Source organism: Dictyoglomus turgidum DSM 6724 (genome assembly GCF_000021645.1).
GTDB classification, from domain to species: Bacteria; Dictyoglomota; Dictyoglomia; order Dictyoglomales; family Dictyoglomaceae; genus Dictyoglomus; species Dictyoglomus turgidum.
On the sequence record NC_011661.1, the window covers coordinates 1,589,332 to 1,613,146 of the forward strand.

Annotated in this window: 20 protein-coding genes and 1 pseudogene; 2 read left to right on the plus strand and 19 right to left on the minus strand. The window is 33.5% G+C overall.

The window, feature by feature from the left end; genetic code table 11:
- Position 1: 1 nt before the first annotated feature.
- Together pyrR and trmB are read right to left on the minus strand one after the other, a co-directional pair.
- On the minus strand, positions 2-553 hold the full coding sequence (gene pyrR / locus DTUR_RS08140; RefSeq protein ID WP_012583925.1) for a bifunctional pyr operon transcriptional regulator/uracil phosphoribosyltransferase PyrR: 552 nt from the start codon (positions 551-553) through the stop codon (positions 2-4).
- A gap of 200 nt (positions 554-753) precedes the next feature.
- Positions 754-1,773: a tRNA (guanosine(46)-N7)-methyltransferase TrmB gene (gene trmB, locus DTUR_RS08145; RefSeq protein WP_012583926.1), complete on the minus strand. Its 1,020-nt coding sequence runs from the start codon at positions 1,771-1,773 to the stop codon at positions 754-756.
- 63 nt (positions 1,774-1,836) lie between these two features.
- On the opposite strand from trmB, the gene DTUR_RS08150 reads away from it, so the two are divergent.
- Positions 1,837-2,604, plus strand: a complete 768-nt coding sequence (locus tag DTUR_RS08150; protein ID WP_012583927.1) for an alpha/beta hydrolase family protein — start codon at positions 1,837-1,839, stop codon at positions 2,602-2,604.
- Positions 2,605-2,643: 39 nt separating this feature from the next.
- On the opposite strand, the gene DTUR_RS08155 is transcribed toward DTUR_RS08150, so the two are convergent.
- The 6 genes and pseudogenes from DTUR_RS08155 to DTUR_RS08180 all read right to left on the minus strand — a co-directional run bounded on the left by DTUR_RS08155 (position 2,644) and on the right by DTUR_RS08180 (position 6,345).
- On the minus strand, positions 2,644-2,790 hold the full coding sequence (locus DTUR_RS08155) for a YHS domain-containing protein (RefSeq protein WP_012583928.1): 147 nt from the start codon (positions 2,788-2,790) through the stop codon (positions 2,644-2,646).
- 14 nt (positions 2,791-2,804) lie between these two features.
- Positions 2,805-4,025 (minus strand): DUF438 domain-containing protein, encoded by a 1,221-nt coding sequence (locus tag DTUR_RS08160; RefSeq protein ID WP_012583929.1) that lies wholly within the window; start codon positions 4,023-4,025, stop codon positions 2,805-2,807.
- 195 nt (positions 4,026-4,220) lie between these two features.
- Positions 4,221-4,910 (minus strand): annotated as a pseudogene (locus DTUR_RS08165) (HAD-IC family P-type ATPase); the annotation flags it as partial.
- Between the two features lie 16 nt (positions 4,911-4,926).
- Positions 4,927-5,508 (minus strand): cation transporter, encoded by a 582-nt coding sequence (locus tag DTUR_RS08170; protein WP_287019929.1) that lies wholly within the window; start codon positions 5,506-5,508, stop codon positions 4,927-4,929.
- Between the two features lie 15 nt (positions 5,509-5,523).
- Entirely contained in the window at positions 5,524-5,730 is a 207-nt protein-coding gene (locus tag DTUR_RS08175) for a heavy-metal-associated domain-containing protein (protein ID WP_164931027.1), read from the minus strand.
- A gap of 63 nt (positions 5,731-5,793) precedes the next feature.
- Positions 5,794-6,345, minus strand: a complete 552-nt coding sequence (locus tag DTUR_RS08180; RefSeq protein WP_341271214.1) for an NTPase — start codon at positions 6,343-6,345, stop codon at positions 5,794-5,796.
- Between the two features lie 14 nt (positions 6,346-6,359).
- Here DTUR_RS08180 and DTUR_RS08185 point away from each other — a divergent pair, with 14 nt between their 5' ends.
- Positions 6,360-7,709 carry an FGGY-family carbohydrate kinase gene (locus DTUR_RS08185; protein ID WP_012583932.1) on the plus strand — a complete coding sequence of 450 codons (1,350 nt, stop codon included), beginning with the start codon at positions 6,360-6,362 and terminating at the stop codon, positions 7,707-7,709.
- Positions 7,710-7,732: 23 nt separating this feature from the next.
- Here the strand turns inward: DTUR_RS08185 and DTUR_RS08190 are convergent, their stop codons facing one another.
- The 11 genes from DTUR_RS08190 to DTUR_RS08240 all read right to left on the minus strand — a co-directional run bounded on the left by DTUR_RS08190 (position 7,733) and on the right by DTUR_RS08240 (position 23,754).
- On the minus strand, positions 7,733-9,061 hold the full coding sequence (locus DTUR_RS08190) for an extracellular solute-binding protein (RefSeq protein ID WP_012583933.1): 1,329 nt from the start codon (positions 9,059-9,061) through the stop codon (positions 7,733-7,735).
- Positions 9,062-9,234: 173 nt separating this feature from the next.
- A complete protein-coding gene (locus DTUR_RS08195) occupies positions 9,235-10,872 on the minus strand; it encodes a cellulase family glycosylhydrolase (RefSeq protein WP_012583934.1) in 1,638 nt (545 codons plus the stop codon).
- A gap of 10 nt (positions 10,873-10,882) precedes the next feature.
- Positions 10,883-11,464: a hypothetical protein gene (locus DTUR_RS08200; protein WP_012583935.1), complete on the minus strand. Its 582-nt coding sequence runs from the start codon at positions 11,462-11,464 to the stop codon at positions 10,883-10,885.
- Positions 11,465-11,488: 24 nt separating this feature from the next.
- Positions 11,489-12,451 (minus strand): carbohydrate ABC transporter permease, encoded by a 963-nt coding sequence (locus DTUR_RS08205; protein ID WP_012583936.1) that lies wholly within the window; start codon positions 12,449-12,451, stop codon positions 11,489-11,491.
- 18 nt (positions 12,452-12,469) lie between these two features.
- The gene (locus tag DTUR_RS08210) at positions 12,470-13,387 is read right to left on the minus strand and encodes a carbohydrate ABC transporter permease (RefSeq protein ID WP_012583937.1); all 918 of its coding nucleotides are present in this window, start codon (positions 13,385-13,387) and stop codon (positions 12,470-12,472) included.
- Between the two features lie 16 nt (positions 13,388-13,403).
- Positions 13,404-15,596 (minus strand): DUF5696 domain-containing protein, encoded by a 2,193-nt coding sequence (locus tag DTUR_RS08215; RefSeq protein ID WP_012583938.1) that lies wholly within the window; start codon positions 15,594-15,596, stop codon positions 13,404-13,406.
- Between the two features lie 11 nt (positions 15,597-15,607).
- Positions 15,608-17,668: a YIP1 family protein gene (locus DTUR_RS08220; protein ID WP_012583939.1), complete on the minus strand. Its 2,061-nt coding sequence runs from the start codon at positions 17,666-17,668 to the stop codon at positions 15,608-15,610.
- A 5-nt stretch (positions 17,669-17,673) separates the two neighbouring features.
- Positions 17,674-18,525 carry a carbohydrate ABC transporter permease gene (locus tag DTUR_RS08225; RefSeq protein ID WP_012583940.1) on the minus strand — a complete coding sequence of 284 codons (852 nt, stop codon included), beginning with the start codon at positions 18,523-18,525 and terminating at the stop codon, positions 17,674-17,676.
- A gap of 26 nt (positions 18,526-18,551) precedes the next feature.
- Positions 18,552-19,451: a carbohydrate ABC transporter permease gene (locus DTUR_RS08230; protein ID WP_012583941.1), complete on the minus strand. Its 900-nt coding sequence runs from the start codon at positions 19,449-19,451 to the stop codon at positions 18,552-18,554.
- A 15-nt stretch (positions 19,452-19,466) separates the two neighbouring features.
- Positions 19,467-22,352 carry an extracellular solute-binding protein gene (locus DTUR_RS08235; RefSeq protein WP_012583942.1) on the minus strand — a complete coding sequence of 962 codons (2,886 nt, stop codon included), beginning with the start codon at positions 22,350-22,352 and terminating at the stop codon, positions 19,467-19,469.
- Positions 22,353-22,431: 79 nt separating this feature from the next.
- A complete protein-coding gene (locus DTUR_RS08240; protein ID WP_012583943.1) occupies positions 22,432-23,754 on the minus strand; it encodes an ABC transporter substrate-binding protein in 1,323 nt (440 codons plus the stop codon).
- Positions 23,755-23,815: the final 61 nt, after the last annotated feature.

The window sequence follows — 23,815 nt, forward strand, 5'->3', positions numbered from 1 at the left end:
CTTAGTCCTCCTTCCATTCCCCAATAACTACCTCATCTACCCCGTCTATCTCTTCAAGTCTTACCTCAATTTGTTCTTTTCGAGAAGTAGGAACATTCTTTCCCACATAGTCAGCCCTTATGGGAAGCTCTCTGTGTCCTCTATCCACCAAAACAGCAAGCTGAACTGTTTTGGGCCTCCCTATATCCATAAGAGCATCAAGAGCAGATCTTACTGTCCTTCCTGTGTAAAGTACATCATCCACTAAAATCACATCTTTATTTTCAATGGGAAAATCTATTTCGGTCTTTCCAACCTTAGGCTGTTCCAAGCGGAGATTAAGATCATCTCTATAAAGGGTAATATCAAGACTTCCCACAGGAACCTCTATATCTTCAATCTCTTTCAAAAACTGTTGAAGTCTTTGTGCAAGAGGAACCCCTCTCCTTCTTATTCCAATAAGAACTACATTACTAATTCCCTTATTTCTTTCCACTATTTCATGAGCAATTCTCCTTAAGGCTCTTTTTATGGCTTCTTTATCCATTATCTTTGCCTTCTCTTGAAAATACATACTTTTTCCTCCCTTCATAGGCATAAAAAAGGCGGGTATACCCACTTTCATGGATATACCCGCCTTATTTACCTTAACTATATATCTTTTAATCAATTTTCCTCCTTCTTAGCCTCACTGGGCTAAATTAAAGGAACCATAGTATTATAAATGGATAAAAATTTTATGTCAAATTAAAAAAGCAGAGGTTATAAAAATTATCATACCTCTTTAATTCTTGTAGTGTTCTGAAGTAATTCCAATCCGGTAAATTTTTCTTTTAAAATAGATGCAAAAATTGCTAAGGTTTTATGTATCCCAAAAGTTGGATCAGGATCGTCAGAATCGTGAATAGAGATTTTTAAAACCTCTTTTTTTAAACTAATATCTAAAAAAAATCTCTGTCTAAAAGATCCCTCTACACATACTATATCTGCTATTATACTCTCTTCATTATAATAAAAATCTAAAACTTTAATTAAGGCGTTTTTATCTCTGTATATTAAACCTTTCGGCAAAATAGATAATATATCTTTAATAAATTCACTACTTTTTTCTTTTTTAATTTTAAATTCCACAAGAGGCATATATAAATCCTCCTTAGATAAATTCAAAAGAGGATAATATTCCTTCACATACTCTGGAATCTCTATGTTTCCAGTCTTTTTGAAACCAATATAATAAATTGGAAGTCCTAAAGCAAGCCATTTTCTCGCATACTTCGTTTTATAATACTCAGGAAAATCCCTTCTTAAACCATGATCCCATAACGGAGAAAAATTATCAAACTTTTTTAAAAGACCCCATACACTCTTAGTATATTCCTCATTATCAGAGACAAAAATAAAAATACCTTCATTCTTTAATCTATCCGAAACCAAATAAATGAAGGGTTCATTTACCAATCTTCTCTCCTTATGAGATTTTTTATGCCATGGATCAGGAAAATTAATATAGACTCCAGAAAGAGTTTCAGATTTTACAAATTTACAAAGAAATTCACTTCCCTCAATCCTCATAAGTCTAATATTCTTCAAACCAGATCTCTTTACTCTACTTACAGCTTTTCTAAAAATCTCCTTAGAAACATCAATTCCTATAAAATTAGCATTTAGATTTTCCTTGGCCATATGGACAATAAATTCCCCATTTCCCATTCCTATCTCAAGAAAAATGGGATTCTCATTCTCAAAAACCTCTTTCCAGTCTAAGAAATAATTTGATTTTTGATTTAAGATCACAAATTCATCCACCAAAAACTATTTTATAATATCTTTATAAAGATTTAAAATGGAGGTGCCAATATGGAAACAAGAGAACCAGTAGTATTGGAAAATCAAGGACAAAAAATCTTTGGAGTTATACACATCCCTGAAAAGACACCTGCACCCTTTGTCCTTTTCTGCCATGGATTTACAGGAACAAAAGTAGAACCCCATAGAATATTTGTAAAAACAGCAGAAGCATTGACAAGAGAAGGCATAGGAGCTTTACGTATTGATTTTAGAGGTTCAGGAGATAGTGAAGGATCCTTTAAAGACATGACTGTAGAAGGTGAAGTATCTGATGCCATGATTGCTATTGATTATTTGGCAAGAAGCAATTTAGTTGATAAAGAGAAAATAGGAATTCTTGGCCTTTCCATGGGAGGTGCAGTAGCAAGTATAACCTCGGGAAGAAATTCTCTAATTAAATCCTGTGTACTTTGGTCTGCAGTATGCCATTTTGACATCTTCTTTAACAGATCCCCTGAGGAAGTTTCAAGAATTAAAGATTATGGAGATTTTATTGATCTTGGAGGAAACCCAGTAGGAAAGGAGTTTTTAAGCGAAATAGTAAACATAAAGCCTCTTGAGGAGATAAAGAAAAGAAGTATACCTGTTCTTATAATTCATGGAGGTGGAGATATAGTAGTGCCAATACAACATGCATACGATTACTTTAACGGGTTAAAGGATACTCATAAAGTAAAACTTGAGATTATAGAAAATGCAGATCACACCTTTAATTCCATTGAATGGGAGGAAAAAGTTATTGAAAAAACTATAAAATGGTTTAAAGAGACGTTATAAAAGAAAGGGTGGAAATTTTTCCACCCTTCTAAAATTTATTTACTTTTTTACATATTTTTCTGGATCTTTATCAAATTCTATCTTACAAGCCTTATTACAAAAATAATACTTTTTCCCTTTATACTCAGAAACTGCAGGTGGGTTCCTCTCATCTACCTCCATTCCACAAACAGGATCCTTTGCCATTTTTGTCATCTCCTTTACCAATCTAATAATCTTCTTTCTCCTTCAATCTTTTTAATCTCTGTTATATCTTGAGTAACTTCAAGAGTACCAAGGTAATTTCCATCTTCATCTCTTACCGCAAAATACCTTATATAAATTAACCTCCCATTCACATTTATCCAAAAGTCTGCATGATCTTTTGTACCCTTTTTAAACTCATCAAGTATCTTTTCTACTATATGCACGCTTTTCTGTGGATGACATTGTTGGACTTTTCTCCCAATAACTGCCCTTGTCCTTACAAAAATTCTATCCTTAGTTTCGTTAAAATACTTGACTTCATCATTTTTGTCTACAAAAGTTATATCTACTGGCAAAGTGTTTAAAACTGCTTTAAGCTCAGCTAAGGTAAAACTTCCTGAAGGAAGTCTCATTTTGTCTTCAACTTGAACAGAAACTTCTTTTTTTCTTTCCACAGGAGTTAAAACTTCTGGGGGAGTAAAACAACAATATCCTATCTCATCAAATTGAATTCTTATATCTCTCCATTCCTCTTCTGTTATTACATGAAGCCCCATAGGAAAAAGGATGTTATTCTCTTTATAAAAATGAGAAGACATAGTATCTCCAAGTTCAACTGCTTTATATAGCAAAGTATTTACAAAATTCTCAAAAGAAAAACCTTGAAAGCTCTCAACCATGTTAAAGATTCCCTTTTTAATACTTCTAATTTTATCATGATCCATCCACATTATTGCAGGAGGTTCTGTTATACCATGCTTTTCCAAATAGGGAAACAAAACATTTTCCTCTCTCAGATAGTGTTTTTCAGCCTCTTTAAAATGGTCCACTATATCTATTATCTCCCGTAGCTTATCTTCACCCTCTTCAAAATCCCCAGCCAATTTCAGCTCTTCAACAGCTTTCTTTAATCTTTCTGAGAACTCTATAAGCTTCTTGTGCTCCGACATCAATATAGTTACAGGATGCCCTGCTTGCGAATCCACTTTATCCTTTTCCAAGGCCTCCTCAAAAACCTTGAGATGTATTTCACATAGCCTCATTACTTCCTCTCTTGGCATTCCTTCTTGTATTAATTCCTGTTCTATTTCCGCTATTTCTGTAGTAGTTACACTACCAAAGATATCTTTAAACCGGGTCTTTAACTTTTCAGGATCTTCTCCTTTGTGTATCTTTCTTATCAACTCTTTTAACATTTCTTTTCTTTCTTTCCTTAGTCCAAAAACCTCACTCATAAAACTCCTCCTTTCAATCAAAATTAAGACAATAGACCTCTTAATTTTTCGTATTCCTCTTTATAAGGTAGAAAAATATTCCAAATACAAAAACCCAAAATATTAAACCCACAAACATCATAAAGGGACCTCCCAAAAACCATGGGGTACCCCAAAAGGGAAATCCAAAATACCAACACATCACTTACACCTCCTTTATATAGATACCTTAAATTTTTTTAACCTTAGAGAATTTGTCACTACAAACACAGAACTAAAAGCCATTGCTATCCCTGCAAACATAGGATTTAATAAAACCCCAAAGAAGGGGTAAAGAGCTCCACTTGCTATAGGAATTCCAATAATGTTATATATGAAAGCCCAAAACAAATTCCACTTAATGGTTTTAAAGGTTTTTTCTGTAAGTTCTAATGCTCTTAAACCCCCCCTCAAATCACCATTCACAAGGACTATATCTCCCGACTCAATAGCAATATCAGTGCCACTTCCCATCGCAATACCAAGATCTGCCCTTGCAAGAGCAGGAGCATCATTAATTCCATCTCCTACCATAACTACTTTTCTACACTTCTTTATTATCCTAGAAAGTAAAGTTTCTTGTCCTATTCTATTGGCTTTTATCTTTATTACAGCATTAATATTTATGGTTCCTTCGTAGACCTCATCGCCAACTTTCTTCTCCTTTGTTGTACTTTCTCCCGTCAACATGGATTCGTCGATATAAGAAGTACCATCTATTATTTCCCCATCTACAGGTATTCTCATGGAAGGTTTTATCAAAATTATATCTCCTTTTAATATCTCCTCTACAGGAATAGCAACAAAATCTTCACCTCTTTTAACAAAAGCAACCTCAGGTTTTAAAGATAAGAGTCTATTAATAACCTGAGAGGTTTTACTTTTAGCTCTCTTCTCTAAAAACTTGCCTAAAAGAACAAAAAGTAATAATTATTGCAGAACTATCATAATAAACTTCAGGCTTTATATTAGTTTCACTAAAAATTGAAGGAAAGAAAGTACTTAATACGCTATAAACATATGCGGAAGTGGTGCCTAAAGAAACCAAGGTATTCATGTCAAAGAACTTATGTCTAATTGCTAAATAGGCATTTTTATAAAAAGGATAACCACCATAAAACTGAATAGGTGTAGTTAAAAGGAACAAAAAGACAGACTTCAATTTAAAAACCATACTTCCTAAGAATACTGGTATAGCCAATATTACGCTTATAAGGAATCTTCTTTTAATATCTTCTAACTCTTTTTCTTTCGCTTCTTCAATTGTTGTTTCCTTTCCATGACCATCAACCATCAGAATATAACCAAGATCTTCAATAATTTTCTTAATATCCTTAATGCTAATCAAAGTAGGAACATATCCCACAAATACTTTCTCTTTTGCAAAGTCTACATTGACATCTATTATCCCTAAGGCTTCAATCAACTCACGCTCTATTTTCTTTGCACAATTCACACAACTCATCCCCAAAACAGGAAATTACACTTTTGAAGTAATAAGTCCATAACCTATGTCCTCAATCCTTTCTTTTATAATTTTTAAGTTAATCTCATCACTAAAAGTTATTTCAGCCCTCTCTAAGGAGAAATTCACTTTTACATCTGCTATCTCTCCAACTTCCTTCAAGGCATTCTCGATTCTCAAAGCACAACTCATTCCAGATATGGGCAGTTCAACTTTCTTCAATTTTCGCTACCTCCTTTCTTTTTTATTTTATACCAATTTAGTATAAATTAACAACCAAAAAAATTATTTTTTTAATATTAAAATTTCCTGTTTTACTTCCTCAAAAACCAAATCTCTATTGTCTTGAGTTAAATAATAAACTTTTCCGTATTTTTTAAACTCTTTTACAAAATCTCTATGAAGAGATGCGACAATATTTAGCTTATCATTCTCCATAATTTTATGAATTTTCTCCTTAAACCTCTCAGAGAAAAATTCCATTTTTCCAATTTCATCAATTATATATACCTCAGCCTCTATACAAAAAATCCTATCCATAACATTTTCTAAAGCCGCTATATCAAGGAAATATTTACCAAATTTATAAGGTGTTTCCTTATAGATAGAGGCAAAGTTTAATCTCTGATTATCTCCTAAGGTTATAAGATCAAATCCTATTCTAAATCTATTTTCTCTTACTTCCTCAGTGATAAAGCCACAAACAACTATACTCTTCTCCCTACAAAAGTTGTATATCTTCTTCAGTAAAGTCGTCTTTCCAACTCCCGGTTGTCCTGTAATAAATATTTTCATCATCTTATGATTCCCCATTGAATCTTTAAGTTTTTGTATTATATCATAAAAGAGCTATGTATATTACTATTGATCTTGGAACAACAAATATAAAGATTATAATTTGGAGTGAAGAGGGGAAAATTTTAAAAAAAGAATCTATAAATACACCTATAGAAAGAGATAAAACCATTAATCCTCTTAGATTGATAAATACAATAGAGGAAATTACTGAAAAATTTAAGAGAAAATATAAAAATAGAATAACGGGTATTTCCACAGGAGGAATGGCAGAATCAGGTTTACTTATTGATAAAAAAGGAAGGCCTCTAACTCCTGTTTATACTTGGCTCGACCATCGAGGAGGAGAAGAACTTAAAATCCTTAAAAAACTAAGTAGGGAAAGAATCTTTGAGATTACAGGTTTAAAAATTAATCCTAAGTATTCCTTAGCAAAAATTCTGTGGCTTAAAAAACACTATAAAGATCTATGGAGAAATTCTTATAAATGGTTAAACGTCATAGACTTTATAAATTATCACTTTACAGGAAAACCTATTACAGACTACTCTCTTGCAAGCAGAATGCTTCTTTTTGATATAAGGAACAAAAAATGGTCAGAGGAAATATTAAATCTGTGTGAAATTCCTATGGAAAAACTTCCAGAAGTAAAGCCAGCAGGAAGCATTATAGAAGAGAAAGAACAAATATACGTTTTAGGAGGACATGATCATCCTATAGGTAGCCTAACTTTGGATCTCTCTAAAACTCTTTATGATTCTTGGGGTACAGCAGAAGCCATTTTAGCGCACACTAAGGAGCCTATGCTTATAGAATCTATAAAAGAATTAGGCTATTCTGTGGGTTGCATTTGGAATAATCTTTATTATGTAATAGCAGGAATACCATATTCGGGAGGAATAACGAAATGGACAAAAGAAAAGTTAAAGCTTAGTTTTAAAGTCAAAACAGAAAAATCATCAAAGATCTTATTCTTCCCCTACTTAATGGGAAAGGAAAATAGAAACTCAAAGATTATAAAAGCATTTTTTTATGGGATTGATTTAAATACCTCTTTAAAAGATATAGGGCAGGCCATTTGGGAAGGAGTATTTTTTGAAACTAAAACCATTATTGAAAGTTTAAAAAAGAATTTTGAGATTAAAAAAATCATAGTCTCTGGTGGAATGACAAGATATAAATCTCTCCTACAACTCAAAGCCAACATAATAAATATGCCTCTTCATATCTCAAAAGAAAAAGAATTAACATCTAAAGGCTTAGCTTTACTAATCTCAAAAGCTTTAAACAAAGAATTAGAAAACTTTAAAGAGAAAAGTTTCTTAACTATATACTCCCAAAATAAAGAGGAATTTGAAAAGGTATATTTCGAATATAAAAAAATAAGAGACCTGCTGGGACTGTAATCCCAGCAGGTCTATCTTTTTAATTATTTTAATCCCTCTAAAACAGCATTTATTGCAGCTTCAAACTTAGGTTTCAAAGCCTTTATAGATTTTGCTGGATTTGCTGTGTCAATTTGGTCCATTAATTCGCTAAATCCTGGAATCCCAGCAGCAGGATTTATAACTGTCCTTGTTGCTGCATCCATTAAAATATCATACACCTCTTTTCCTCCGACCCTCTCAATCTGATTCTTGACAATCAATTCTTTCTCTTTGTCCGTTGGCATCAACATCCACAAAAGATATAAAGCAGCAAGCTCAGGATCCTTTGAAGAAGAAGCTATTGCCCAAGCAGAATCATCACCCTCATCAGCACTCTTCTTATTAGTATCAGGACCCTTTGGGAATGGAACCATGCCTAACTTTTTACCGAGAGCATTTCTCATATTAGAAATATCCCATGGACCCCAATAATCCATACAGGTGATGCCCTTTTGGAATCTCCCCTGAGGATCAGTCCACCAATCCGCAGGTCTCATCTTGTATTTTGCATCCATTTCATAAACAGCTTGAAATGCTTTATAGGCTTTTGGATTGTCAAGATTAAATACTGGTCTTCCACCCACATATTTTATAGGCATAACATCGTTAGTCCAAAGAAATGGAGCATACGTTCTCCAACTTGCATAAGCATATTGGTCTATTTTTCCATCACCATTAGTATCTTGAGTAAGCTGTTTACCTAAATTGAAAAAGGTCTCCCATGTCCATTTACCTTGTTTATAAAGTTCGAGAGGATCGGGTAGTCCTGCCATTTCAAATTTCTCTTTATTATAGTAAAGTATGTATGGGAATACATTATCGTTGTAGATATTAGTTACCGCATAAATCTGACCTCTCCAAGTAAAGTAATCAAGAATAGGTTTTCTAAAGCCTACAGCATTGTAAAGATCTTTATTATTGAAGTCAATATACCTATTTAAAGGAAGGAGCATCTTTTTCATCATCCAAGTAGGTTTTTGCCTACTATCAATATAAACAATATCACAACCAGAACCTGAAAGTATTGCAGCTGTCTGTTTCTCAACCTTAGTCTCCCAAGTTACATAAACTATTTTTACTTTTGCTCCTGTTATTTTTTCAAATTCTTCTCTTGCTTCTTTTGGTGATCTTACATCAGGAATACTACTCTTTTCTTCTTCAGGCCAATGTTGCCATACATAAATGGTCTTCCCTCTATATTTCTGAGTATCAATATTGAGCACATAATTTCCCACCTTATACTGATAAACCCTCTGTCCAAATCCTGGAACAAAAGTTAAAAAAGCAAAAAACACCAAGAAAAAAATTACAAAAATTTTACTTTTAGCCATTTTAAAACCTCCTCCCTCAAGGTTAATTTAAGAGAGATTAAATTTTTCAAGACTAAATTTAACTCTATCAATCCCCCTTTATTGTAAATATTTTCATTTGATTATACTAAATTTTATAATTTTTTATATGTATTCTCTAACACAATATTGCTACAAAATAGCATTATATTGTCTTAAATTACCTTAACAACTGTTTCAAGAGAAATTCCTGGGAAAAATTCAAAAATTATTTTAATATTCTTTATATTCTGATACTTTGATAGGTTCTCAAAAACGTGCTTCTTTACAACCACCTGAGAATCAACCACAGAAAAATCATCCCATCCTCTTAAATACGGTGTCCATGAATCTCTTATGGGTCTTCCTGTTTCTGCATCAAAAATTTTTATAGCACAAAGCTTTGTACCATTAAAAGCTATAATAAATCTTAAATCTATAGGAACCCCCCTTATAATATTAAAAGGTTTGTCAAGAAGCATGGGATCTTTATACTGTATTATACTTAAAGGATAGTCTGCACTTTCCGTAAACCTAAAGTTAAGGGTAGCCAATATACCATAATTTTGTGGTTTAACAATATTTTCTAAAAATTCCCTTTTAAGAATTACCTTGTCTGGAGACTCTTGAATATAATCTTTACCTTGCTGTAAAGTTTTTCCATTTAAATATATTCCAATCAAAGAATTTCCATTTAGTTCTATTTCTATATTCTCGTCCTTTATTTTATTTTCTCTAACATATAAGACCCCTGGATTTAAAAAAGCATTTCTTTTGCCATAAGAAGCATTTATAATAACTTTTATTGCTTGTTCATCTCTCCAAATCCTATTCCTACGATCATAATTCTCCCCATTATCCCAGTAAAAAGTTGCCATCTTGTACTTCTTAGCAACTCTAATAAGATTATCAAAATAGTACCATTCAGCAGGTTTATTACCATTAAAAAGCCCATATTCCCCAATGATAAAAGCGTAAGTAGGAAACTTTTCCTTTACAATTTTTATATCTTTATCCATCTGTTCCTTATCTCTCTCTGTGCCCCAGCTTTTTCTTCCCCACCAGTTAGCGGTAAAATCCCAGGGAGAGTAATAATGTATACCTATTATAATATTAGGATCCTTTGGAGGCACAAAATATTTTTCTGCTTTATATGTGTCAGTCCACAATGGAGGGACTACTACCAGTCTTTTATCATTATATCCTCCAGAATTTCTTATCACCTTTAAAATCCTTTCATTTACTTCATTTTGCAGAGCACCTGCCTCTTCCTCAGAAAATCCTTCATACGTTGGTTCATTAATAATCTCAAAAATTAGCTTTTCTGAATAATCCTTAAATCTGTCTGCTATTTGAAGCCACAATTTCTCAAGTTTATCAATCGTGGCTTCTTTGTCCGATTTCATCTCCTTACTCAGCCACCGCCAAGAGTCATGATGTACATTAATTATTACGTATAGATCCTTCCTTAGAGCCATATTTACTACTTCCTCTACTCTATTCATCCAATCTTCATCAACCCTATAATTTGGAGCAGGTCCCATATGATCAATCCATGTAACAGGAATTCTCACACTTTTGAAACCAGTTTTCTTTATATCCTCAAAAACATATTCCTCAGTCCTGGGATTTCCCCATGAAGTTTCATCAGGTATGGCATCTAAAGCATTACCCAGATTCCAACCAGGATCCATTTCTTCAATTGCCTTATGGGGATCTATATAATGGAAACTACCCTTATAGGTGATAGCATACAGTTTGCCTGACCCAAGACAGATAAGAATTAACAAAACTATAATTAATACTTCCTTCATTTAATTCACCTCAGTCTTTGACAAATTTAATATTATCTACATAGAGCACCGCTTTCCCTTCAGGAATGCCTGTTACTTCAATGCTCATTCCCCAAATTCTTTTCTTATCTACTGTTACAAAGGACTTTAAAGGAATAGAAACTTTTGTCCATTGAGTTGGAACCCCTCCCATTACGGTATACTTCTCAGAATAAAATTCCTTTCCATCTTTTTGTGCAGGAGCTTCCACAATGGTCACCAAAAGATTATAGTTGTCCAATTTTTCAGCCCTTATATAAAACTCAAGAGCTTTGTAATTGGAAAGATCTAAAATCTTATCCTTATCCTCAAAATTCCACTTAGCAAAGTTAATCCCCATTCCAGCCCACCAACTATTCCATACAAAATCTATTTTTAAACATTTCTTACCAGAATATGCTATACCTTCCATTTCCTCTACCTTGCAACCTTCTGGTGCAATCCAATATCCCAAAGCTGATAGATTAGTATTTTCAGTTTCTCCATCATAAATTACAATCTCTTTCACCGACTGAGAGAAAGATACCGTTAAGAGAAGTAAAGAGATTAAGCTTATTAAAACTACCTTCTTCATGGAAACACCTCCCAAAAAATTTTTTTATCCAACAATCCCTGTTCTCTCCACACTTTCCACAAAGAATCTCTGGGTAAATATATAAAAGATCAACATGGGCAAAATAACCAAAATAGCTCCAGCATACTGAGGAGGAAGTATTAATAAGGGATCAAAAATCTGTGTTCCTCCAGTAATTATTGCTCTAATATTGGCTAAATTAAGAGATAGAGTATATTTATCAAAATCTCCAATAAATACTGAGGGTTCAAAAACATCATTCCAATGCCAAACCAAAGAGAACAAAAAAACTGTCACAATAGCAGGAATAGAGTTGGGTACAAAAATTCTTAGATAAGTTTGAAATGGAGAAGCTCCATCCACATACGCAGCCTCTTCCAATTCCTTTGACATACCCCTAAAGAACTGTCTAAAAATATAAATAAAAAGTCCGCTTCTTAAACCACCTCCTAATATGGTAGGAAGAACTATTGGATAATAAGTATTTAAGAGATTTAAGGTTTCACCTTTAATTAACTTGATTAACCCAAGAATATCAAATCTTTGATAAAAGACATAAAGAGGAATTAGCAATACTTGAGGAGGAACCACTAAAGTGAATAGAATTAATGCAAAAATCAATTCCCTTTCCTTAAACTTGAATCTTGCAAGGCCATAACCAATCATAGAACAAGAAATAACATTAAAGATTGCAGGTAGAATAGAAATTATTAAGCTATTCTTAAAAGCATTTAAATAATTAAGAGACTCAAAAGCTTTCTTGAAATTTTCAAGAGTTGGATGCTTAGGTATCCATACTACTGTGGGATCAATTAAGTCTTCCCTACTTTTAAGAGCAGTACTCAACATAAACAGCACAGGGCGTAGCAATACGTAAGAAAGTCCAATAAAAAGCATAATTTTAAGAAGAGTTATAAACCACTTATATACTTTATTTTTAAATATCAATATAAGTTCTTCTTTTCCATATTTTCTGTATATACTCATGAATTTATATGCCTCCCTTTACTCGTTCATATAAAACACTCTCTTTGAAAGTGCCCACATAATAATTAAGAGAACTATACCAATGATGACAAAATAAAGCCAAGCTATCGCTGCACTATAACCATGATTCAATTGTCTGAAGGCGACTTCAAGGATATATCTTAAAACATCGTTACTATAATCTGTGAAAGAATCAATCACAGTATAAATTACATTTACCAAAATAATTGGAGATATCATAGGTAAAGTAACCTTCCAGAAAGTCTCCCAAGCGGTTGCTCCTTCTACATGAGCAACTTCGTAAAGGGATGTAGGTATAGACTGTAAACCAGCAAGAAATATTAGTATTTGAACCCCTGATTTCCATATAATCTCATATATTCGGTCAATGGCATTAATCACAGGCATTAAGAAAGGTATATTACCAGTTATTCTTATTAAGAAAAGTCTAAAGTCTATACCTCTCAAAAACGGAGAATTAGATAGAGCCATTCCAGCCTGAGCCCCCATAGTAAATTGTTCCATGGAATTGCTTTCAAGTACATAAAGTAAAGCTCCTGACATTACTACTACAGGTAAAAAGAAAATAGCTCTTACAAAAGTTCTTCCCCTGAATTTTTGGTTCAAAAGAATTGCTATGAAGAGAGAAAACATTATTATCAAAGGAATATTAACAAGCATATTCCCTATTTCGTTAGTTAAATACCTAACAAAGTTTGGATCTTCTCTAAGAGCTTTTATAAAATTTCTAAAACCTACAAAGATTAAATTATACCCTTCAGGAGAAACATCTAACTGACTAAAAGCAAAAATAATGGATTGAATAAAGGGCCAAGCAAAAAATATTAAAAAACCCAAAAGCCAAGGATATACAAAGAGCCTCCCAATCCTCGCCTGTCTTTGAGATAAGGTCCTTAACTTTTTTTCCTTCTTCATAACTTTTAATTCCTCCCTAATTCTTTCCTAAAAAGAAAACAAAATCTTCCCCTCTCACTATCTTTCCTTTATAACTGAATGGCTTATTGGTATAATTAACAATCACTTCTGTTCCATTTTCGTATTCGACCCTGTATACTCCTTCATATAACTTTTCATGATTTCTCATAGGCACGTCATATATATTCCTATATAAATCTTTAAGAGAGTTATATTCTTTTACTGCTTGGTCAATCCAATCTTCATAGTTGGAGCTAACCATCTCATTAAAAATACTCTTTTTGAAATAAGAAGAATCTTTAAAGATTAATGCATAATAAGGTAAAGCTCCGTACTCTATCATTCTAAGAAATTCTTTTTTCTGGCTCTCTCTTAAATTACCTGGCTTTCCACTATAAGGAACATATCCGTGTATGAGAAGTTGTAAAAGAGGCACACTTTCAGACTCGATAGCAAAATTACTGGAATCAAGAGGAATATCAAGAATCAAAGAGCCGTAAGGCAGGACATAAAAATTACCAGATGTAAAAACAAAGTTAAACTTATTCATATAGGTACTTAGATTTTCCTTCCACAAAGATGCAACCTCTTCCCTTGAAAGAAATTTAGGTCTTTTATTCTGAGAAGATATATAATCTCCCATTTTTTCCACTAAGACATTACTGAGATTATATTTTTCCAAATCTTTCAAAAAATTGTTAAGGTATATAGGAACCCTCTCAGGCAATACAGTAAACCAAGGATCATAGTCTCTATTTTTCTTCTTAACCACAGGATCCCACTTATACATAAAAGCAAGTCCATTATTCAAATATCTGTTAGCATCACGGGATGGAGAAAAGCCATTTCCTGGACTATGTACTTCTATAACTTCAGCAGTCAGAATTAAAGAAATATTGTTATTTTTACAGTATACTATTAACTTTTTAAACCCATTATTCCCTCCAAGCTTTGATTCTAACCTTATCCCATTTGTTATTTTGTTCATATATCCGCCAGATTGATAACCTTTGAGAACAAGATTTATATTTTTTATTCCTCTATTTCTGAATTCTTCAAGAATCTTAATAGTTTCATCAAAGGTAGTAAGAGGAAACAAATCTATCACAGGAACTCCTGCTTTCGTTGTTTTTATGTTGATACTGTTAATAATTACAAGATTAAAAGGAACCTCCGAGACATTATTTATCCTTTTGTTGAGATATCCATTTTTAAGAAGATAATTTCTGTAGGTCCTAATCATAAAAGAATAGTCAATATCTTTACCAGTAAACAAGAAATAGTTCACTACTATATCTTTCTTAATAGTGTAGGGAGAAAACTTATTAACAAGAACATCTACAACCTCTCCAGCCTGTCCAGTAGACGCTTCTCTCTCATAAAGCAAGAATTTATGAATCCTTCTATAGTCAAAGATTGGAAAAACTCTAAAATAGGAGGTAGCATTACCAGCCATATAACAAGCTATATTTGAATCAAAATCACCAGATTCTATTACCCCTAAGATTCCAAGATCATTCCTTTTAGCTCCAAATATAGGGAGTCTAATTCCTTCGGTCTTTGGAGGCATATCATAAAGAGGTAAGCCAAAATCGTAACCATACACGGGAAGTTCAAAACCTCTCTCATTTCCAACTTTATGGTCAAACCTAACAAGAGCACCAGATCCGTCAGGAACAATTAAATATCCATTATCCTTTTTACTCCCATAAGTAAAATATGGGAGAACCCATATTCTATTTATTTTAAGATCTCCTTCCTCTTTTATTGAATCTATAGGGATTCTTACTTTAAAACCTGCCTCAGTTAAAATAAACTCAATAGCAATAGTGACTCCTTGAGTAGAAAATTCATAATCTATCCTTATACCATCCTTAATATTCTTATATTTAAAATTTCCTCTCATAACTCCAAGGGCATAAGTGTTATAAATAGAAATTTTTGCCTCCTCGTCTGCCATCTCAAGAACCAAATGAGAGGGAATACTGAATTTAGTTACCCCCATAGAAAAATCTCCTTCCCAATCCTTAGGAAACTGGTTAAAGATCTTTCCCGTCACCTTATCCTTTATGGCTACTTCAGCAGTTTTTTCATTAAACAACATAATGTATCTACTATTCTCAGAAACAGTTTTATATTCGCCATTTTGCCCATAAAGAGGAATAATTAGAAGTATGATAGACAATAAAATCAATAACTTTACTCGCATCTTTCCACCTCTCAACCAACCATGTACTTAATTTCTAGATAAACTATGTAAATAAATCTTATAAACTGCTGAAAGGTTGCAAAAAATACCATACCTATAAACATGGCAAAGACTATACCTACAAGAGTAATAAGAGAAGTTCCTAAAGCCTTACTTAAAGAGTATTCCTGAAGCTCCATCATACCCGCAAAAATTACCCACAAAGTCCAAAGACTTCCAATAGTATCAAAGAGGTAATAAAAAGCAGACTCTTCCAATGTAAATACATGGCTTAGCAAGGTCTGAGGTAAATAAATTAAAGCTAACGGAAATAAACTATAAACCGTCATTATAAAAATCTCTCTTATTTTTGCCTTACCATCCATAATAGTAGTAACTGCCCAATTTATAATTACCCACGCAAGAATAGGAATCAAGACCCTTCCTACTTCAAGAAATATGTTCAATTCTTCTGGTCTATAAGGGTTAAAATGAAAAGCAGTCATAAGTCTTTTAACAATAAATGCAATAATAACAAAAATAAGAAGTATCACTGAAGCATTAAAAGATTCTCTTCTCCTTTTTAATTCATAAAATCCCTCAAAGGGATGAAAAATCACATAAAAAGCAAACATTACAGCATCAAATAATGGATGTTTTTTAGCATAATTTCTATAATAATCAGCTATTTTTCTTCCTAAAAACCTTATTATCAAATAAAGAGCAAGTATAAAAAGTAAGAAAGAGTTCATTATCTTTGAGAAGTTTCTTCTCATATATTCTACTCTAAAACCTCTAAGAGCCTTAGAATAACCCTCAGGATAAAAACCGAGCCTAAAGTTTATCATGGCTTCCCTATATTTTTCTTCATGCAAGAAATTTTTTCCAATACCAATGTACGCAAGATCATAATTTGCATCCATTTTTACAACTTCACTCCATACCTCAGCTGCCTTTCCATAATAACCGTCTACATAGAAAGAATTTGCTTTCAAAACAAGGCTTCCAAATAAGGTAGGTCTAAATACTGTTATAGTTCCTTTATTCTCATCTAGAATAAATACCTTCCCACCATAAAGGTCTATAGCTGTTGGAAATTGAAAAGTTCCCATTTGATTTCCTATATCCCCCGAAACAAAAAGAAAATCTCCAAGATTGTTATACACAAAAAATCTTCCTACTCTACCATCAAGAACATAAATGTTTCCTGAATCATCTACAGCAATATCTGCAATTTCTCCTCTTACTGTGAAACCAAAATAGAGATCTCCATACATATTACCAGTACGACCTTCATGCTTTATTATGTTATCTCCAAGAGCATTTAATCTTTTTATTTGATCATACCAGGCTCTAACGCAACCATAAATAAACCCATCTTTATCAGCAGTTACATTTCTATATTCGATAGGTATAAAAAGCATTAGCTGTGCTCTCTGTCTCCTTGTAAGAACTCTTCGCCAAAAAAGTTCTACAGGATTTACTTCAACTCTATTACTTCCAAAGAATCTCTCAAAATTTCCTTTTGGACTAAATTGAATCAAACCCTCTACTACATTTTCGGCCACCACATATACTCTTCCCAAATTATCCACCGCTACCTTTTTGGGGATATACACAAAATCCCTTTTTATCACTTCTCCCACAGGCTTTCCTATAACCATATAAAGATTTCTATCTCTATTTAGAATCACAATTCGGGAATTTTGAGAGTCAGCAATATAGAGTTTTCCATCACGGGTAATAAAAAGCCCCGTTGGAGCTTTGAAAAAGTCCTTTTTACCATTGTTTACAAAATCTTTTATAATCTCTTTTAACCTATAGTTCTTATCTATTACAACTATTCTATTATTTCCTGTATCTGCTATATAAATGTCCCCATTAGTTTTATCTATAAAAAGGTCTTCTGGAGCTGAAAAAGAAAGATCCGGCTTTACACTTTCTCCTGAGATTATTCTTTCAGGTTCAAATCCAGGAAGAGAAGGTACAGGTCTTCGTCTCTCATTGTATATATATGTATAGTAAGGGATTCCTGCAAAAGCAATATTCATTAAGAATAGTAGCAAAAATAATTTTATAATTCTTCTTCTCATACACATTACTCCTTAATTCCAGCAGACTTCATAGTCTCCACCACATTACTCTGGGTTAATATGAAGATTATCAATGAAGGAAGCATCATAAGAACTGCGGCAGCTGCAGCAGCCCCAGCTCTAACAAATCCTCCTTGTTGTATGTAAGTCAATGCCAAAGAAAAAGGCTTCATAGCCTCATTGTGTAGATATAAGGCAGGAGTATAAGTATCATTCCAAGTGTCCCTAAAGGCAAATAATATTAGAGTGAGCCAAGCAGGTTTTACATTTGGCATAACCACATGCCACCATATTCTGAATTCATTAGCTCCGTCTATTCTTGCAGATTCTATATAAGAGTCGGGTATTTGTTCCATGAACTGTTTCATTAAAAATAGCCCTAAAGTGGCACCTATATATGGAAGAATTAAGGCGAAATAAGTATCTAAAAGTCCTAATTTTGCCATAATTATGAATCTCGGTATATTAGTCACATATCCTGAAAACATTAAGGAAAAGATAACTAAATTAAACAAAAATTTACTTCCAGGAAATCTGTGCTTTGCCAGAGGATAGGCTGCCATAGATGCTATTATTACATGTCCTAAAGTACTAAGAAAACTGATAAATACGCTATTAAAAAGATATCTTGAGAAAGGAACAAAAGAATTACTCATCAAATAAAATAGATCAGAGAAATTTTTCAGAGTGGGCCTTCTCACAAAGAGTCTTGGGGGGAATAAAAAAAGTTCATCAAGAGGCTTAAAAGCATTCATTATTGAATAAACTAATGGTAAAGCCATAAATATTGCTACCACCGTGAGTACAATTATTACAATCATATTTCCCCAAAGGGATCTATTTATCCTCCTATTCATTTTAAACCCAAAACCTCCTTACCACATTAATCAGGCCTTATTATCTTTCTAACACCCTGGTTAATAGCAACAGTAATTAAGAATAAAATTACAGCAATAGCAGAAGCATACCCCATCTCATATCTTATGCTCCCATAATCCCACATGTGAAGTACAATAGTATGAGCAGAATAGAGAGGACTTGGAAAACCTATAAGTTGGGCTGAGATATCCGCGACTGCAAAAGAAGAAGTAACTTGCATTATGGCTCCAAAAATAAGTTGAGGCTTCATAGAAGGAAGAGTTATATACCAAAGTTCTTGCCATCTATTCCTTATACCATCCACAGCAGCAGCCTCATACAAAGACTTGTCAATAGTTTGAAATCCAGCTATAAAGGCAAGAAAACTGGTACCAAGACTCATCCATAGTTGTATAACCATCAAAACATATAAATTAATTCTAGAATCCTGAAGCCAATAGATAGGCTCTTTTATTATTCCAAGATTCATTAAAAACCCATTTAAAAGACCATACACATCCCCAGAAAAAATGTAAGTCCAGATAAAAAATATTGCTGAGGATAAGGCAGGAGCATAATACAAAAGAGTTAAAACAGCTCTAATCCTTGGTGGGAGCTCATTTATCAACCATGCAAAGAAAAGACAAGCAAAATAACTTAAAGGACCTGTTATAAGAGCAAATTTAAAAGTGTTTTGAAGAGCAATAAGAAATACATCGTCCTCTAAAAATAGACGTTTATAATTGTTCCAACCAATAAACTTAGGCACTTGAATTATGTTATAATTAGTAAAACTCAACACAGCCCCCACTATTACAGGAATAACCACAAAAGTAAAAAACAGAGTAAAATATGGCAAAAGCAAAAAGTAGGATTCTTTATTTTTCTTCACTTCTTTCCATAAATCCCTAAATTTTTCCCTCATTTTTTATCCCCCAAATCAATCTTTTGCAAGCTCTAAACCAAATTCTTCTCTCTTCCTATCAATCTCTTTGTTAATCTCTCTTGTGTATTTTTCTATTGCCTCTCTTGGAATTTCACCAAGCATAACCACCTCTCTAAAGGCATTGTCTAAATGTCTTGAAACATAATAACTTCCAGGAACATTAGGAATTTCTTTTAAATATTTCCATTGAGTAGAGAGGATTTTGTAATCTGAAGAAGGCCATGGCAAATAACTCATGGCCTCTATATTGGCAGTATTGTACCTGGCTCCCGCTCCAAGAACTGCTTCAAGTTCTCTACCAAATCTTGCCTGAACATCAGTAGAGACCCACCACTTAACAAATTCCCATGCCTCTTTAAGCTTCTTAGTCTGAGCAAAAATCAATATGGCATTTCCACCTCCAGCTACACTTCTGTCAATTGAACCATCATTTTTTCTTCTTCCGGGAACAGGAGCAATTCCCCAAAGACCACTTATTTCAGGAGCAGCAACTTTAAATTGGTTATACATAGTATATGGACCAATTCCCAATGGCATTTCTCCTGTTCTAAAACGGTTGAAGAAATCATAATAAAGAGGAATACCATAAAGTACATACAAATTGGTCCATTCTTTAAATGCTGTCACACCCTCTTCATTATTAAGAACACATCTTTTGCCATCTTCAGTGTAATATCTTCCACCTCTCTGAAGAAGAAGCATGTTAAAAATATCAAAACTTGTACCACCTGTTCCCGCTGCAAACTGTAAGTTATAACTCTGCAGTTTAGCAATGGTTTCATAAAGTTCTTCCCAAGTATTGGGAATTTCAATATTTAAACGTCCCAATATATCAGCTCTATAAAACATTATGGGAAAATCTTGAGTCATAGGAAGTCCGTAAACTTTTCCACCAAAGCTATAAGGAACAAGAGCGTAAGGAGCAAACTGCTTCTTTACCTCCTCAAAACCAGATAATTTTGAAATGTCCACAAGAGCTCCTCTTATCCCATAATCTACAGCAAGCCCTCTTGGGACATTTAAAGCCACATCAGGAGGATTCTCCTTAGAAGCAACCGAGAAAAGTAAAGCTGCTTCTGTGGTTATAATGTTTAGGTTAACTCCTATTCCTGTCTTAGGAGTAAAATCTGTATCTATAAGCATTTTTAGGGTCTCTGCTTGATCTCTTCCCATTTGAACCCATACATTTATTGCTTTTTCTTTGTCATACACAGTTCCAATCATGTTATAATCTTCCAAAAAGGAATAGAAAAACTTCTTTATTCCATCTAAAAATGCCTCAAGGATGTTTGGATTTACTCTTGGAGATTTCATATCTGGAGAAGCAATAATTATGTAATCAATATCTAAAGGTTGCTCTCTAATAGCAAGTACCCACGCAGAAAGTGCCGATAGATTATCTCTATATCTTTGTAATCTTTGAGCAATAGTCTCCGGTTCCTTAGCCATTCCTTCAAGCTGAATAGCCACTCTTTCAAGGGTTGCTGCTTCACTAACTTTTTCCCCTCCAAGAATTTTTAATTTTTCAGCATTTTCTTTTAATATCTTTGCATTCCTTTCCAAAGTAGGAATAAGGTCTGGAATACTCTGTTCTAAGAGATAATCTCTGTATGGGTCAGGATTTGGAGAGGTAATCATTACAATTTTGGTATAAAGTTGAGATAAATCTATGGAGCATTGTAATACATTTCTCATAATTTCTGCTATACTTTCATAACTCACTTTTAGCCTAAGGGTGTGTTCTCCCTTTTTTAAATAAAAAAGATAATCTTCTTTTCCATCTCCCAAATACTTGAATTGCCATTTAGTATCATATTTGAATTTTATATTTCTTACCTCTCTAAAAGGAACAACCCCATCTATATAAAGAGTTCTCTCTGATGGTATACCGGGATTTGCATTTTGTCTAAATTTAAACCCAATCTTATAAAAGCCACTCTCTGGTACTGTAAACTTCCACTCAATCCATTGTCCGGCAGATCTCCAGTTATACCCTCCTATTATATTTAAGAGTTTGTTTTTAGAACTATAAGGCTCATTAAGAGGATTGCTCATATCGTACACAGGATAAAGAGTTGGCTCTGATTTTAAGTGAGCTTTTTCTCCTTGAATTTTTACAATAATATTCTTAAAGTTGCTTTTAGAGATATGCTCTTCTTTCATTACCTCTCTATAATAGGGAATATCTTTAAGATTAAAAATTTTGATATAATCTATTGCTACAGGTTCTTTTACTGAAACAAATCTCAGAGTATGTCTTCCCTTTGAAAAATAGAAAAGAAATGGCTCAGAATATAAACCATCAGAATCATCAATAACCTTCTCCACCCACATAGGAAACTCCACTTGCAATGGCCGCAATTCATTACCCCTATTATCTCTCAAGGGATCTCCAGCATCTTTCCATATCCTTTCAAATCTAACAATTCTTGCTTCGTTAAAGGGTCTCTTACCATCAATTAGTATTTCTCTCTCTATAGCAGAATTTTTTCCAGGTACAGGATAATATTTCACAGCAATGTTATACAAACCCTCTTCCTCAATATTAAAAGTCCACTCTACAAAACCATTCTCACCCATATAAAGAACAGGATGTTTATCTTGGGTTAAATTTGTGAGCTTCTTTAACTCCATATCTTTAGAGTAAGCAGAATAATTTACTGCAGGTATGACCAAGACTACTTCAGGTCTATTTTTATTAGAAAATTTTGATAAATAAGTTTCATACGAACTTTCTTTACTTATAAGTTCAAAGATAACATTTAGATTTTTAGCTGAGGAGCCTTGAGCAAAAATTATCTTTGTAATTAATCCCAATAAAAAGAGCAATATAAGCACAAATCTTAAAAACGGTTTCATAGCTTCTTTAAACCTCAACACTAAAACAACCTCCATTTTTTAAAGCAATTTTAAAACAAAAATGGGGGAAAGACAACTCCCTTTCCCCCATTTTTAAACCCTACTTTAAACCCTCTAAGATCGCCTCAATAGCAGCCTGGAACTTAGGTTTCAACGCTTTTATAGACTTTGCAGGATTTGCTACATCAATCTGATTAATTAAGTCCCAGAAACCAGGAATTCCAGAAATAGGATCTATCTGAGCTCGAGTAGCAGCGTCTAACAAAAGATCATAAATTTCTTTTCCACCAACCCTCTCTATTTGAGATTTAACAATTATCTCTTTTTCCTTATCAGTAGGAGTTAGCATCCACAAAAGATATAAAGCAGAAAGCTCTGGATCACTGGAAGAAGAAGCTATTGCCCAAGCACCATCATCAGCCATATCTGCGCTCTTCTTCTTACTATCTGGACCCTTAGGAAAAGGAACTATTCCTAATTTTTTACCAAGAGCATTTCTCATACCTGAAAGCTCCCATGGACCCCAATAATCCATACAAGTAATACCTTTTTGGAACCTCCCCTGAGGATCATTCCACCAATCCGCAGGTCTCATCTTGTATTTTGCATCCATTTCATAAATGGCTTGGAATGCTCTATAAGCCTTAGGATCATCCATAGCAAATATAGGTCTCCCCCCCACATACTTAACTACCTGCACATCATTGGTATATAAGAAAGGCTGTACCACTGCCCAAGTAGCGTAAGCATATTGATCAATTTTCCCGTCTCCATTTATGTCTTGAGTAAGCTGTTTACCTAAATTGAAAAAAGTTTCCCAGGTCCATTTGCCTTGTTTATAAAGCTCAAGAGGATCGGGTAGCCCTGCCATTTCAAATTTCTCTTTATTATAGTAAAGTATGTACGGGAATACATTATCGTTGTAGATATTAGTTACCGCATAAATCTGGCCTCTCCACTTAAAGAAATCTAATGTGCTTTGTCTAAAACCAACGGCCTCCCAAAGATTCTTATCTTTAAAATCAATATACCTATCAAGGGGAAGGAGCATTTTCTTCATCATCCAAGTGGGTTTTTCTCCTGCTCCTATATACACTACATCAGCTCCAGAGCCAGAAAGGATAGCAGCACTTAATTTTGGCCTATAATTCTCCCAAGTGGTATAAACTATCTTTACTTTTGCTCCTGTAATCTTCTCAAACTCTTCTCTTACCTGTTTAGGTGATCTTGTTCCAGGGAGAGCGGTATCATCTTCGGGCCAAAATTGCCATACATAAATAGTTTTCCCTCTATACTTTTGGGTATCAATATTAAAAGTATATTTCCCCACTTTGAAAGTGTATACCTTTTGAGCAAAAGATGGAATTACAGAAGTCAGAATAAAAAGCGAGATTAAAATTATGGATAACAAAATTTTTTTCATTTATTTGCCCCCTTTCTTTTTTATTTAAAAACACCTGAATTTTAGTTATATTGTAGCTTTA

Bases quoted from the DNA above. Each gene is read 5' to 3' on its own strand.
- DTUR_RS08150 (WP_012583927.1), top strand. From the start codon at position 1,837: ATGGAAACAAGAGAACCAGTAGTATTGGAAAATCAAGGACAAAAAATC.
- DTUR_RS08170 (WP_287019929.1), bottom strand. From the start codon at position 5,508: ATGAGTTGTGTGAATTGTGCAAAGAAAATAGAGCGTGAGTTGATTGAA.
- pyrR (WP_012583925.1), bottom strand. From the start codon at position 553: ATGTATTTTCAAGAGAAGGCAAAGATAATGGATAAAGAAGCCATAAAA.
- DTUR_RS08205 (WP_012583936.1), bottom strand. From the start codon at position 12,451: ATGAGTATATACAGAAAATATGGAAAAGAAGAACTTATATTGATATTT.
- DTUR_RS08195 (WP_012583934.1), bottom strand. From the start codon at position 10,872: ATGAAGGAAGTATTAATTATAGTTTTGTTAATTCTTATCTGTCTTGGG.
- DTUR_RS08160 (WP_012583929.1), bottom strand. From the start codon at position 4,025: ATGAGTGAGGTTTTTGGACTAAGGAAAGAAAGAAAAGAAATGTTAAAA.
- DTUR_RS08215 (WP_012583938.1), bottom strand. From the start codon at position 15,596: ATGCGAGTAAAGTTATTGATTTTATTGTCTATCATACTTCTAATTATT.
- DTUR_RS08240 (WP_012583943.1), bottom strand. From the start codon at position 23,754: ATGAAAAAAATTTTGTTATCCATAATTTTAATCTCGCTTTTTATTCTG.
- DTUR_RS08230 (WP_012583941.1), bottom strand. From the start codon at position 19,451: ATGAGGGAAAAATTTAGGGATTTATGGAAAGAAGTGAAGAAAAATAAA.
- DTUR_RS08200 (WP_012583935.1), bottom strand. From the start codon at position 11,464: ATGAAGAAGGTAGTTTTAATAAGCTTAATCTCTTTACTTCTCTTAACG.
- DTUR_RS08185 (WP_012583932.1), top strand. From the start codon at position 6,360: ATGTATATTACTATTGATCTTGGAACAACAAATATAAAGATTATAATT.
- DTUR_RS08210 (WP_012583937.1), bottom strand. From the start codon at position 13,387: ATGAAGAAGGAAAAAAAGTTAAGGACCTTATCTCAAAGACAGGCGAGG.
- DTUR_RS08220 (WP_012583939.1), bottom strand. From the start codon at position 17,668: ATGAGAAGAAGAATTATAAAATTATTTTTGCTACTATTCTTAATGAAT.
- DTUR_RS08225 (WP_012583940.1), bottom strand. From the start codon at position 18,525: ATGAATAGGAGGATAAATAGATCCCTTTGGGGAAATATGATTGTAATA.
- DTUR_RS08155 (WP_012583928.1), bottom strand. From the start codon at position 2,790: ATGGCAAAGGATCCTGTTTGTGGAATGGAGGTAGATGAGAGGAACCCA.
- DTUR_RS08190 (WP_012583933.1), bottom strand. From the start codon at position 9,061: ATGGCTAAAAGTAAAATTTTTGTAATTTTTTTCTTGGTGTTTTTTGCT.